Origin of the sequence: Bradyrhizobium sp. DN3, from assembly GCF_041357655.1 — a bacterium.
In the GTDB taxonomy this organism is placed as follows: Bacteria; Pseudomonadota; Alphaproteobacteria; order Rhizobiales; family Xanthobacteraceae; genus Bradyrhizobium.
The window spans coordinates 277645-290183 of the sequence record NZ_JAULLN010000005.1; the positions used below are offsets into that span (position 1 = coordinate 277645).

General features: G+C 65.0%; 9 protein-coding genes. 4 read left to right on the forward strand and 5 right to left on the reverse strand.

Annotated features, from left to right (window positions below):
• Positions 1-24: 24 nt before the first annotated feature.
• The 3 genes from AAE027_RS10535 to AAE027_RS10545 form a co-directional block, all read right to left on the reverse strand.
• Positions 25-1008, reverse strand: coding sequence for a helix-turn-helix domain-containing protein (locus AAE027_RS10535; protein WP_370987707.1), 984 nt, complete (start codon positions 1006-1008; stop codon positions 25-27).
• Positions 1009-1247: 239 nt separating this feature from the next.
• Complete coding sequence (locus tag AAE027_RS10540) at positions 1248-1955, reverse strand: hypothetical protein (RefSeq protein WP_370987708.1); 708 nt, start codon at positions 1953-1955, stop codon at positions 1248-1250.
• A gap of 118 nt (positions 1956-2073) precedes the next feature.
• Positions 2074-4917 carry an ATP-binding protein gene (locus AAE027_RS10545; protein WP_370987709.1) on the reverse strand — a complete coding sequence of 948 codons (2844 nt, stop codon included), beginning with the start codon at positions 4915-4917 and terminating at the stop codon, positions 2074-2076.
• A gap of 327 nt (positions 4918-5244) precedes the next feature.
• Here AAE027_RS10545 and AAE027_RS10550 point away from each other — a divergent pair, with 327 nt between their 5' ends.
• The 3 genes from AAE027_RS10550 (at position 5245) to msrA (ending at position 7168) form a co-directional block, all read left to right on the forward strand.
• Positions 5245-5934 carry a VOC family protein gene (locus AAE027_RS10550; RefSeq protein ID WP_370987711.1) on the forward strand — a complete coding sequence of 230 codons (690 nt, stop codon included), beginning with the start codon at positions 5245-5247 and terminating at the stop codon, positions 5932-5934.
• Positions 5935-6057: 123 nt separating this feature from the next.
• Positions 6058-6480, forward strand: coding sequence for an OsmC family protein (locus tag AAE027_RS10555; RefSeq protein ID WP_128932423.1), 423 nt, complete (start codon positions 6058-6060; stop codon positions 6478-6480).
• A gap of 172 nt (positions 6481-6652) precedes the next feature.
• Positions 6653-7168 (forward strand): peptide-methionine (S)-S-oxide reductase MsrA, encoded by a 516-nt coding sequence (gene msrA, locus AAE027_RS10560; RefSeq protein ID WP_091878174.1) that lies wholly within the window; start codon positions 6653-6655, stop codon positions 7166-7168.
• Positions 7169-7197: 29 nt separating this feature from the next.
• On the opposite strand, the gene AAE027_RS10565 is transcribed toward msrA, so the two are convergent.
• Positions 7198-10041, reverse strand: a complete 2844-nt coding sequence (locus AAE027_RS10565; protein WP_370987712.1) for an ATP-binding protein — start codon at positions 10039-10041, stop codon at positions 7198-7200.
• 292 nt (positions 10042-10333) lie between these two features.
• On the opposite strand from AAE027_RS10565, the gene AAE027_RS10570 reads away from it, so the two are divergent.
• Complete coding sequence (locus AAE027_RS10570) at positions 10334-11323, forward strand: Bug family tripartite tricarboxylate transporter substrate binding protein (RefSeq protein ID WP_370987713.1); 990 nt, start codon at positions 10334-10336, stop codon at positions 11321-11323.
• A 6-nt stretch (positions 11324-11329) separates the two neighbouring features.
• On the opposite strand, the gene AAE027_RS10575 is transcribed toward AAE027_RS10570, so the two are convergent.
• The gene (locus tag AAE027_RS10575; RefSeq protein ID WP_370987714.1) at positions 11330-12490 is read right to left on the reverse strand and encodes an MFS transporter; all 1161 of its coding nucleotides are present in this window, start codon (positions 12488-12490) and stop codon (positions 11330-11332) included.
• Positions 12491-12539 lie beyond the last annotated feature (49 nt).

The following is a 12539-nucleotide window of genomic DNA, read 5'->3' on the forward strand; positions in this document are numbered from 1 at the left end:
GAAGTAGAGACCGCGTGCGCGTCGCTACGCGGCCACGCTGGCGATCCAGTCCCTCTCCCGAGCAGCACGCCGCTGCGGAGGCGCTTCTGCCTCAGTTCGCTCACCCTTGCTGGCGAGGCGCCAGCGTGCCGGAGACTGGCCGCTGATGCGCTTGAAGACGGTGGAAAAATGCGCCTGCGTGCTGAAGCCGACGGCAAGCGCGATCTCCGCCAAGGGCCGCTCGGTGGTCGCGAGTAGCGCCTTCGCACGTTCGATCCGGTGATTGAGTAGATATTCGCGGGGACGGTAACCGGTCGCGGCGCGGAATTGGGCCGCAAAGTGCATTCTGGACAAGCCGGCGACATGGGCGAGCTCGGCCAGGCTGATGCAGCGGTCGAAATGATCGGCGATATAGTGTTCGACCCGCCGCAGCCGCCATTTCGGCAAGGCATTGACCCTGACGCGCGGCGGCTCCAACCGGGCGAGATGCATCGCAAGGGTCTGGCCGAGGCAGCGCATGAACTGGTGGTCCGCGGCGTGACCACGTTCGATCAGCGCCTTGGCAAGCTCCGCAGCGAGCGGGTCGCGCAACAGGACGAGGTCATTCAGTCCTTGGGTCGTGGGGAATTGCGCCGGAAAATGATCCGTGGAGATGTGAAAGTGGAGGAAAGCGCATGGCGACTGGAATTGCGCGCGGAGAGGCTTCGACGGTGCGGTGACATAGAGCGTGCCTGCAGGCATGGTGCCGTCGAAAACGATCTGACGGTCCCGGGTCAGTCTTGCGCGCGTGGTCTTCAAGGCGATGCCCACGAAATAGCGATCCTCGGGGGTCGTCGCTTCGTGCGACGAAGCGTCACGGGAGTCTTCCCATCGCGAGATCGTGATGTCCTCGCTGGACGTCTCCGCGCCGCGGTCGATCTGACGCCATCGGCTTTCCCGGGCGAATGCCTGTGTCGCTCGAATGGCTTCGCGATTCCGGTTGACGGCTCGAAGATCGGCCCAGGCGTGCGCCTGCATGTCGGTGAACATCGTTCGTCCTCTCGTCTCAGCGGCGGCTTGCGAATGCGCAAGTTCGCTATGGTCCGAGAGTACGCGTGTGCGCGCCAGGACGCCCGTTAGTGGTGATTAGGAGTTGTTAGTTGTTGTGTGAGTGCGAGCGCTGTGACAGCTCGCCGCAGGAGACTCTATTAACGTCCCAATTCGTCGCATCGGTTGACGTCGTCGGCGCAGGTTCGAGCACGTGACGTCGTTTGCGCGCGCATGCGCCGCTACTCGAAGACGGCGTCGAAGATCTCGACATCTATCAGCACGGGCTTGGCGATCACGGTTCCGTCGGGCCGCAGCGTCTGCGCCCGTCGAAGCGTCGGCACCACGATGCCGCCGAAACTATCATGGGCCCAGGAGGAATGTGCGATCTTCATCCCGAAGAGATCGTGATCCGTCCGCCGTTGCAGAGCGCTCTCGTCGAAATAGAAGATCTGCTCGGAAGCGAGCGTGACCAGGCGCGGGGGGAATTGCGCCCGCAGCCGCCGCCAGGTCTGGGTGCTCTCGCGCCACGGCGTCAGCTCTTCCACCACGACATCGGGGTCGGCGAGCAGGAATGGAGTCGTCAGATAATTCCAGATCGCCACGCCGCAGAAGAAGACGAGGTGCAGTTCGTCCGCGAGCGCAGCAGAGCCAGCCTCGGCAGACGCGAAGCTCGGGTTGCGCCAGGTCCGCAGGACCTCACCATCCAGGCTCTCGATCGTGATCGCGTCCGGTTGAAACGACCCGGAATGTTCGCCCCCGGTGATGCCGGTGAAGCGGATCGATTGCGTCCGGGTCGAGCCTTCTGCGGTCACGTCCTTGAATTCCCGGGCGTGCCCGGCGCTGGAGAACAGCGTCCCGCCGACGGAGAGGTGGAGCGTGAACCCCTTCAAGCTGTTCCAACGGGCCATGCCGCCGTTGGCATCGATTACGTCGTCAAGAAGCGCCATGTCCCGCCATATCCACCGTGAAGTGCCTCCACCATGGCGGGGCGTGTGCGGCTTGGCGTGTTAGAAGTTGTTAGGACTTGCGAGCGCGCGGGATGGCGGTATCTCGTTGAAGATGCTCTCAATTCAGGGCGGCAAGGAAGCCTCTTGCGGCAACCAGATCGCGGGTCTGGAGGCCCTCCTGATACTGCGCGACGAGCGGGGTGAGCAGGTCGCGCGCGTCCGCGGCCTTGCCGGTGCGCTCCCAGATGCGGCCGAGGCTGATCGCGCCGCGGAGTTCCCAGCCGACCGCGCATTGGCGCCGCGACAGATCGAGCGATCTGCGCAAGACGCTCTCGGCCTCCGCGGTATGGCCCGCCCGTACGAGGATGTCGCCCTTGACCCTGAGCATCTCCGGCATGTCGAAGGACTCGCCATGATCAGGAATCTGCGCGATGGCCTCATCGATGGTCCGCAGGGCCTCGTCGGGCTGGTTCTGGGCCAAGAGCCCCTCCGCGAGCGCCGTCGCAAACACCGTCGTCATGATCCGGTGCCGCGTGGCGTACAGCGTGGCCTGGCTGCGGCGAAGATGCTCCATGCCGGCGGCGACGTCGCCGCGGCGCAGCAGCAGCTCGCCTTTCTGGCCGATGCCGACCGCATGATAGGGGCCGAGGAAGTGGCGCGCGGAATGTTCGATCAGCCGCTCGATCAGGATTTCCGCATTGGCCCAGTCGCCGACCCAGAGGAACACATAGATCGTCCAGATCAAGGAAATACCGAGGGTCAGCGGCTGCTCCAGCAACTCGGCCTCGCGAACGGTGTACCTGGCCGCCTCAATTGCACGATCGGGCCGGCCGGTGAGCCAAAGCCCGCGCGCCAGTGCCACCAGCGCCACGATGCGGTCGTCATAACCGAGATGCCCGATGTTCAGCCGCTGCGAGCCGGGATTGTGCGCCATCGCGCTCTGGCAGAACTGCACGGCCTTGTCCTGATTGCCGATCAGATGATGCGCAACGCCCAGCATCCATTCCACGTTCAGCGCGGCGGCGGGATCGTTCAGCCTGCGCGCAACGCTTTCGCCCTGTTCGCTCGTGCCGAGCGCGCCGTGAAAATCTCCAACCCTGGTGAGATAGATGTGCAATCCGCGCAACAGCCAGAGCTGCCAGTGCAAATCCTCCAGCCCCCGCGCAAGCTGCAGGCTGCGCGTGAACGCCGCCCGGACCGCTTCCGTATTGCCCTGCGTGAACATCACGGAGACGCCGAGCGCCGCCTGCAACGTCATCTCCTGGCGGCTGTCGATCGAATCCGTGTCGAGCGAGGCCAGCGCCTGCCGGGTCCAACGGTAGCATTCCGTCAGCAATGTCAGCTCGAGGAAGAACTGGGCTGCCGAGGCCGCCAGATCCACCGCGATTGTCCGGTCGCCGCCGTCCGAAAAGCTCCAGGTCAGCGCGGCCCTGACATTGGGCAGGTAGTCGGCATAAGGAAGGAAGCCGCCGGCGCTCTGCATGCCCGCTGATTTGACAGCGATGTCGCGCAGGACATCGCGGAAATATTCGGCATGGGCGCGCGCAGCGCGGGCCGCTTCTCCGTTCTCGACGAGCTTGTGCGCGACGAAGGCGCGTGTCGTGTCGAGTAGGCGATAGCGCAGCCGCCGCTCCGCGGGCGACGTTGCGACCAGAGATTTGGAGAGCAGGTTCGAGATCGTCTCGACCGCTTCGGATTCGCTGATGCCCTGGCTGGACGCGACAGCAATTGCGGCTTCCAGCGTGAACGGGCCGACGAACACCGACAGTGCGCGCAGCGTCGCGCTTTCGGCCGGCGGCAGCAGGTCGTAGCTCCAGGCGAGTGCCGCGCTCAGGGTCTGGTGTCGCGGAATCGCAGTGCGTCGTCCTCGCCACAACAGCGAGAAGCGGCTATCCAGCAGCGAGGCGGTCCCGGCAACGCCATACGCGTTCACACGTCCGGCCGCGAGCTCGATGGCAAGCGCAATGCCGTCGAGACGCCGGCAGATCTCGGCGACGAGCGGGGCATCCTCCTCGCTGAGCTCGAACTCGCTCAGGCTCTCGGCAATGCGTTCCACGAAGAGTTGGCTTGCGGGATAGGCAAGGATGTCGGCGATGCTGAGCCCGTCGCGCTGCGGCGGGCAATCCAGTGGAAACAGCCGGTGGACGCGCTCGCCTTCGGTGCGAAAGGACTCGCGGCTGGTGGCGAGAATATGCAGCTCTGGCGCCTCCTGGACGATGCGTTCGGCCAGGGGGGCGAGCTCATCGAGAATATGCTCGCAACTGTCGAACACCAGCAGCATCCGCTGGCTGCGCAGGAACGTCAGCAGGCCCGGCATGGGATCGTCGGAGTTGACGGTCAGGCCGAGTGCAGCCGCAATCGTCCCGGGCACGAGGCGGGCATCCGTCAGCGCACCGAAATCGACGAAGCTCACCCGACCGTCGAAGGCCCCGAGCTCGCGGTGCGCGACGGCGAGCGCAACCGAGGTCTTGCCGATCCCGCCGGGGCCGACGATGGTGACGAAGCGGTGCTGAGTCAGCTCTGCGGAGATCCTCTCGACCTCATCGTCGCGCCCTATCATCCTCGCAAGCGGCGAGGGAAGCGCGTGGGGCGAAGCGGCAGGCAGGCTGGTGCGGTCCTCGAATGGTGCTGTCCGGAGCAGCGGGGCCGCGAAGCAATAGCCACGTCCGGGGACGTTGACGACGTAGCGGGAGCCTTCGCCGGCATCGCCCAAGGCTTTGCGCAGATTCGTGATGTGGAAGCGCAGGCTGCCTTCGTCGACATTCACGTCGGCCCAGACGCGCCGCATCAGCTCCCGTTTGTCCACGACCTCGCCGGCGCGCTCGGCGAGAAAGATGAGGATGTCGAGCGCGCGGCCACCGAGGTGAAGCGCCGCGCCGTCCTTCTCAATCAGCCGCGACTTGGGAAACAGCCGGAACGGCCCGAAAGCAATGGCCGAATCCTGGTCGTTAGTGTCCGGCACGAGCAATGGTCCGCTGAAAAAGGCTGATGTCTGCACGTTGATCTATCAGAACGAGACGTCCAGTAAACTGGCCGAAAGTGGCGAAATCGCGTGGCGATCACCGAACGCACGGGGAATAGCCGTCACAAATTTTGCTTAAAGGCGAGCGATTTACGACGGTGACTGCGACAATTCGTCAGCATGCTTGACCGTCGAGGTCGCAGTGTCCGCCACCAGATTGCGATGCCGCCGATCATAACAGAATCTTGCAACGTCTAACGGGCAAAACCCGAGCGACGCGTCCAGTATGGCCTTCGAGTTAAATCCTACTCCAACGGGGAGGTTATCATGGCCACTATCGAAATCGTCCGTGACGTCGCGACCAAGCCTTCGACTTCGCGTAACCTTGACCTCAAGCTCGAAGTCGTCGTCATCCCCGTCTCCGATGTCGACCGCGCCAAGGCGTTCTACACGCGCCTCGGCTGGCGACTGGATGCCGACTTCGCGTCGGGCAGCGAGTGGCGCGTGATCCAGTTCACGCCGCCGGGCTCGGCCTGTTCGGTGATTTTCGGCAGGAACGTCACGGCGGCCGCGCCTGGTTCGGCGCGCGGCCTCTACCTGATCGTCTCCGATCTGGAGGCTGCACGACAAGATCTGCTCGACCGCGGCATCGCCGTCAGCGAACCCTTCCACGGTGCCGGCGATGTTCACGCCGGTCCGGACGAGCCGTATCTGTTTGGCAGCGCCCGGGTCAGCGGCGCTGACCCGAAGCGCGGCAGCTACAGCTCGTTTGCCTCGTTCAGCGATCCCGACGGCAATGGCTGGCTGTTCCAGGAAGTCACGACACGATTGCCCGGACGCATCACGGCAGACGGCACGACGTTCGCCTCGCAGAGCGATCTGGCGGCGGCGTTGCGCCGTGCGTCGGTTGCGCATGGTGAGCACGAGACGCGGATCGGCGGACACGACGAGAATTGGGCCGACTGGTACGCCGATTACATCGTGCGCGAGCAAGCCGGTCTACCGCTGCCGTCCTGAGTTGAAGGCAGTCTTCCATCTTGCGCCAGTCATTGGACAAATCGGCAATTGACGGAACCTCGACGCCGGCACGGAGTGCCGGGATCGGGCTGAACGATCTGCACACAAACAAGGAGAACCAGGATGATCCGCAAGGCAAAAGCAGTATGGAAGGGCACTGGTCGTGATGGCACGGGCCATCTCTCAAGCGAATCCGGTGTGCTCGCTGAGACGCCCTATTCGTTCAAGACCCGCTTCGAGAACGAGAAGGGCACCAATCCCGAGGAGTTGATCGCGGCGGCCCATGCCGGCTGCTTTACGATGGCGTTGGCCTTCGGCCTTCAAATGGCAGGCTTCACGCCGGAGGAGCTCTCGACCGAGGCAGCCGTGACGCTCGAACCCGAAGGCAAAGGTTTCAAGATCAGCAAGTCAGCGCTCACCTTGCGCGCGAAGGTGCCGAACCTCGATGAAGCAGGTTTCGCGCGCCTCGCGGGCGAGGCCGAGAAGAACTGTCCGGTGTCCAAGGTGCTCAACGCCGCGATCACGCTCGACGCCAAGCTGGGCTAGCGGCGAGCTTTCAATTCGCGTCCATCCGGTTCTGGTTGGGAAACTGAAGCGGTCGAAGCTTTGGGCCCATGAGAGGACCGGGTGGACAAATACCTGCCTTTCGGCCAGGCAGCCGAAAGCATATGATACGACAGGCGCAGAACGGACAGAGCGATCAATTGGGAGCGGACAGATGACGACAGAGCGCGCAGTTTTGGCCGGAGGCTGCTTCTGGGGCATGCAGGATCTGATCCGCAAGCAGCCCGGCGTGGTCTCCACACGCGTCGGCTACACCGGCGGCCAGGTGAAGAATGCCACCTACCGCAATCACGAGGGCCACGCCGAAGCGATCGAGATCATGTTCGATCCCGCAAAGACCAGCTTCCGGACCATGCTGGAGTTCTTCTTCCAGATCCACGATCCCACCACGCTCAATCGCCAGGGCAATGATCGGGGCACGAGCTATCGCTCCGCGATCTTCTATACCAGCGAGGCGCAGAAGCGCATTGCCGAGGATACGATCGCGGACGTCGAGGCGTCGGGCCTGTGGCCCGGCAAGGTGGTGACGGAGATCGCGCCGGCCGGCGAGTTCTGGGAAGCCGAGCCCGAGCATCAGGATTATCTCGAACGCTATCCGGACGGCTACACCTGCCACTTCATCCGGCCGGGCTGGAAGCTGCCACAGCGTGCGGCTGCTGCCGGAGGCTAGGCCGGCCGTCGCGGCGTCAGCGCGCGCGGTCAGGCGCGCAATTGCGCGATCAGATCGCGGGCACTGCGCATATCGGCGATGTCTGCGCCCTCGGCGAACCTCCCGCAGACAGGGTCGAGAACCGCCAGTGCTTCTGCGCTCCGGCCAGCCCCGAACATGAATCGCGCGAGGCTGATCGCGCAGCGCAGCGTCCAGAAGCGAGCGCCTTGCGCAACGGCCATGTCCATGGCCCCGCGCAAGCGTGCTTCGGCATCCGCCGAGTGACGCGCGCTCCTGAGCATCAATTCTGCCTTGATGCGGGTCAGTTCTGGCAGATACCAGAGCTCCTGCCGGTCGTTGCAACGGGTCAGGACGTCATCGATCACGTCGAGGCCGCGGTCGATCTGGTCGGTCTCCAGGAAGGCCGCCGCGAGTTCGCCGAGCAAGGGAAGAAATCGCGGCAGGAAGCGCGCATCGCCGGCGCGATTGAGCTCTTCGCGCAGCAGCGGCAGGCCCGTCGCGACGTCGCCTCGCTTGGCAATGATCGCTGCATTGAAGGCTTTTGCCCATAAGCCCCACAGCCGGATCGCATGGCGCTCGGTGTGCTCGAGCAACTCGGTGCCATGGCGCTCGGCGGCGTCGAAATCGCCGGCCCAGAACGCAATTGGGCAGGCGGCTTGTCCCAGCACGCTACAGAAGGTCAGGGCGTGACCGTTGGCGCGGCCTTCCTCGATGTTCCTGGCGGCGAGCGCCTGGGCCTGATCGGCCAGGCCTTGCAGCCACAGGATGCGGGCGCGGAAATATTGCGTCGATATCCTGAGGTCGAGCGGGAAGATTTTCGGCTTCTCCGCCAGCACGTGCAGCGACATGTTGACCCGATCGATGCGCACGCGCGCCTCGTCCTGGTCGCCGAGATAGTGCAGCGCGACGGCCATCAGCCGGTCGCCCAGCATGACATCGGTCTTGTCGGGTGAGTTCGCTGCCGCGTTGGCAAAGCGCTCGGCAAGCGCGCGGGCCTTGCCGAACTGCCCGTTGTTGAACTGGTCGATGCACAAACCCCAGAGCGCGCGCAGCCGGAAATCCTTGTCATCGAGCCTGTCCGACAGCTCGAGGGTCGTCTCAAGGATCGGGCGCGCCTCGCGCGCGCGGCCCTCGCCATACATCAGCGACCAGCCAAGCGCCGACAGCAGCTGCATGCGGACATGGTCGTTGTCGCCGGCATCGCCGAGCGCGGCGAGGGCCGTTCTGGTGCGCTCGCGGCATTCGGCGAACAACGAACGGCGCACCCACAGTGAGACCGCAACTGCGGTCAGGGCGATTCCCAGTGCAGCGTCGCCGTCGGGCGCGAAGGCCCAGTCCAGCGCCGCGCGCACATTGTCCAGCTCTGCGCCGTAGATGTTCAGCCATTCGGGCAGCGGCGTTGTCGTGTCGGCCTCGGCGCGCTCGAAGAAATCGCGAAAATGCTCCGCATGGCGCCGCGCGAGCTGCCTATTTTCGCCGAGCTCGTGCAGCTTCGCAAGCGCATAGGTGCGCGTGGTGTCGAGCAGGCGATAGCGCAGCGTTCGCGAACCGGACGGCGAGATCAGCGATTTGGTGACCAGGCTGTCGATCGCCTCCAGCGTCTCCGATTCGCTGAGGCCATCGCCGGCCGCAACGGCGGCGGCCGCTTCCGGTGCAAAGGGCCCGGCGAAGACGGACAGCCGTCGCAAGGTGGCGCTCTCCGCCGCGGGCAGCAGATCGTAGCTCCAGTCGAGCGCGGCGGCGAGGGTCTGGTGCCGCGGCACCGCGGTGCGGCGCCCCCGCCATTGCAGCGAGAAGCGGCTGTCGAGCAGGGATGCGGTGCCGGCAATGCCGTACGCATTGACGCGACCTGCCGCGAGCTCGATCGCCAGCGCAATGCCGTCGAGGCGCCGGCAGATGCTGGCGACAAGCGGCGCCTCTTCGGCGCTGAGCTGGAACGGACCCGAGCTCTGCGCGATGCGCTCGACGAAGAGCTGAGCGGCGGGGTAGGCAAGGACATCGGCGACATCAAGGTCCTCGCGCTCCGGCGGACAATCCAGCGGGAAGAGCCTGAATATCCGCTCGCCTTCGCTGCGGAACGACTCGCGGCTGGTCGCGAGAACGCGAAGCTCCGTTGATTCGCGAACGATGTGCTCGACCAGCGGCGCCAGCGCATCCAGCACGTGCTCGCAACTGTCGAAGATCAGCAGGGCTGGGCCGGTCTTCAGAAATGTCAGCAGGGCCGGCGTCGGATCCTCCGCGCTGATGGTCAGGCCGAGCGCCGAAGCAATGGTGGTCGCGATGTGGCTGGCGTCCCGTAACGGACTGAAGTCGACAAAGAACACGCGCCCACCGAAATCCTGGGATCGGCGATGCCCGACGGTGACGGCGACGGCGGTCTTGCCGATGCCGCCCGGGCCGACCACGGTCATGAAGCGATGCAGCGAAAGTCCATTGGAGATCTTCTCGATGACTTCCTCTCGTCCGATCATCTTCGCAAGCTGAGCGGGCAGGGAGCGAGGAAGCGCGGTTTCGGCGGAGGGTGGGGCGATTTGCGGCGCCGCTTGCGCGAACGAGGCGACGAAGCAATAGCCGCGGCCGGGTACATTGACGACATAACGGGCCGACTTGCCGGTATCGCCGAGCACCTTGCGCAGCGCTGCGACATGAAAGCGCAGACTGCCTTCGTCGACATTGACGTCGGCCCAGATGCGCTTGACCAGCTCGCGCTTGTCGATGACTTCACCGGGACGCTCGGCCAGGAAGATCAGAATGTCGAGCGCGCGGCCGCCGACGTGAAGCGGCGCGCCCTCCTTCTCCAAGAGCCGGGACTTGGGAAACAGCCGAAATGGCCCAAATGAAATGGCTGAGTCTTGGTTACTATGTGCTGGCACGCGCCATTGCCCCCTCGCGGGAGTCAAAAGGTATTTCGTTCTGGTCTAGCAGAACGAGGCGCCGAGTAAACTGGCCGAAAGCCGCATGACTGGCAGACCTGCACAGATGGCTTGGGTCGGCCTCGGCTGATTGAAATAGTTCTTGAAAAGGAATGGGTTAGACCAGCATGCCACGGCGGTGATGCTGCCGCTCGATCGGACCGGAGCATTGACGGCGGTCGCGGATTGCTGCGATGGGATGACGGGGAGCCGGTCCCGCCTCGACAGTAACTACCGCTTCCGGAATTCGAACATGCCTTCCTTCTCGCGGCGACGGTTCGTCTCTGCGCTATCGGGCGCAGCGGCGCTGGCGACCATCCCACGCAGCGGACAAGCCGCCGACTATCCGTCCCGTCCCATTCGACTGGTGATTCCCTACGGGGCTGGCGGATCGGGTGACCAGATCGGGCGCCCATGGGTCGACAAGATGTCAGCGCTGCTCGGGCCGACCTTCGTCGACTATATCGGCGGCGCAGGCGGCGCGATCGGGACTGCCGCGGTCGCGCGCGAGGAGCCCGATGGCTATTCACTGCTGCTCGGAAACGGCAGCACGCAGGTCATCATTCCCTTGACCTCGGCAAATCCCGGCTATTCCGTCGGCGATTTCCGCGCCATCTACCGCCTGATCAACAGCGCGCTGGTTTTCGCCGTCCATCCTTCATTGCCCGCGGCCAATCTGCGCGAATTGATCGCCTATGCGAAGGACAATCCGGGAATGCTGTCCTACGGGACGCCGGGCGTCGCGACGGGAAATCATTTGGTCGGCGAATCCTTCAAGCAGCAGGCCGGCGCGCTCGACATCGTCCACGTGCCCTATCGGGGCATTGCGCAGGCGACCAATGATCTCGTCAGCGGCCAGATTTCGCTCGTCATTGCCGTGATGTCGGTCCAATTGCAGCAGCTCAGCCAGGCCGGCAAGATCCGGCTGCTCGCGGTCACCACCGAAAGGCGGCTGAGCGGCGCGCCTGATATCCCGACGGCGGTCGAATCCGGCATGCCGAATCTCAAATATGAGGGCTGGTTCGGACTGTTCGCGCCCAAGCGCACCGATGATGCGATCATCGATCGGATCGCCCAGGCCACGCGGCTGGCCATGGCCGATCCGACGCTGCTCGCGAATTATCGCGCGCAGGGCATGGAGCCGGACGCCGATTCAAGCCCCGAAAAATTCCAGCGCATCGTCGAGGCGACAACGGCAAGCCTGGCGCCCGTGATCAAATCGATCGGGCTGAATCAGTTGTGAGGCCGCTCACGCGCTGACGCGCGATGTCCGGCGTTGCTCCTTCGTGACGACGCCTGCCGACAGCGTGACGAGACCCATCAGCGCGGCCAGCAGCCAGAACGCCATTGGCAGCCCACTGACGCGAGCAACGAAGCCGACGCCGGCGGGACCGATGAGGATGCCGGCATAGCCGGCGGTCGTGATCGCCGCGACCGCGAGGCCCGTGGGCATGGCGGTCTGCTTGGCCGCCCGGCGGAACAGCACCGGCACCAGGTTCGATGCGCCGAGGCCGATGAGCAGGAAGCCGGCTATGGCCACCGCCGCGATCGGAGCCGTGAGCAGGACCACGAAGCCCGCGATGGCGATGAGGCTTCCCCACAACAGCGTCGTGCGGTCGCCGATGCGCGCGACGACGGCGTCGCCGCCGAGCCGCCCCACCGTCATCGCGATCGAGAACACGATATAGCCGGCGCCGCCTTGTGCCTTCGAGACGAGGCCCGCGCCGATGACGAGCAGCGCTCCCCAATCGAGCATCGCGCCTTCGACGAGGAAGGTGATGGCGCCAAGCAGCGCGAGCAGGAGCACGGCGCCGCGCGGCAGGACGAACAGGGGACCCTCCTGCACCTGCGCCGAACGGAGCAGACGCGGCCAGGTTACAAACATCGCGATCAGCATCAGGATCGAGCAGATCAGCGTGCAAGTGAGCGCGCCGAGCTGCAGCGAGAGCAGTGCCGTCATCAGCGCGGACCCGGCGAAGCCGCCGATGCTGAACAAAGCGTGGAAGCCGGACATCAGCGGACGTTTCGCGGCGCGCTCGACCTCCACCGCATGGATGTTCATGGCGACGTCGATCGAGCCGAGCGCGGCGCCGAACGCAAAGAGCGCCAACGCCAGCGCTGCTGGCGAGCTCGCGATCGCGAGCAACGGCAGGACCAGGGCAAGGCCGAAGCCGCCCGCAATGATGATCGGCCTGCTGCCGTAGCGCGCACTCAGGACGCCGGTCAGAAGCATGGCGAGGACCGAGCCGATGCCGAGGCTGAGCAGCAGCAGCCCGAGAACGCCATCATCGACGCCGAGCCGCGTCTTCGCGAACGGCACCAGCGGCGCCCAGCACGCGATGCCGAAGCCCGCGACGAGGAAGGCGAGCCGAGTCGCAAGGCGCGTCGCCGGCCGGTCGGCAGAATGCATGGGAACTCCGGGGAAGCAGGCAAGGGTGGGATGCTCCAGAGGCCCCAGA

What these genes read in the sequence shown, in the direction of transcription:
- AAE027_RS10535 (WP_370987707.1), bottom strand. Translation starts at nt 1,008, where the DNA reads ATGTTCACCGACATGCAGGCGCACGCCTGGGCCGATCTTCGAGCCGTC.
- msrA (WP_091878174.1), top strand. Translation starts at nt 6,653, where the DNA reads ATGACGACAGAGCGCGCAGTTTTGGCCGGAGGCTGCTTCTGGGGCATG.
- AAE027_RS10570 (WP_370987713.1), top strand. Translation starts at nt 10,334, where the DNA reads ATGCCTTCCTTCTCGCGGCGACGGTTCGTCTCTGCGCTATCGGGCGCA.
- AAE027_RS10555 (WP_128932423.1), top strand. Translation starts at nt 6,058, where the DNA reads ATGATCCGCAAGGCAAAAGCAGTATGGAAGGGCACTGGTCGTGATGGC.
- AAE027_RS10575 (WP_370987714.1), bottom strand. Translation starts at nt 12,490, where the DNA reads ATGCATTCTGCCGACCGGCCGGCGACGCGCCTTGCGACTCGGCTCGCC.
- AAE027_RS10550 (WP_370987711.1), top strand. Translation starts at nt 5,245, where the DNA reads ATGGCCACTATCGAAATCGTCCGTGACGTCGCGACCAAGCCTTCGACT.
- AAE027_RS10540 (WP_370987708.1), bottom strand. Translation starts at nt 1,955, where the DNA reads ATGGCGCTTCTTGACGACGTAATCGATGCCAACGGCGGCATGGCCCGT.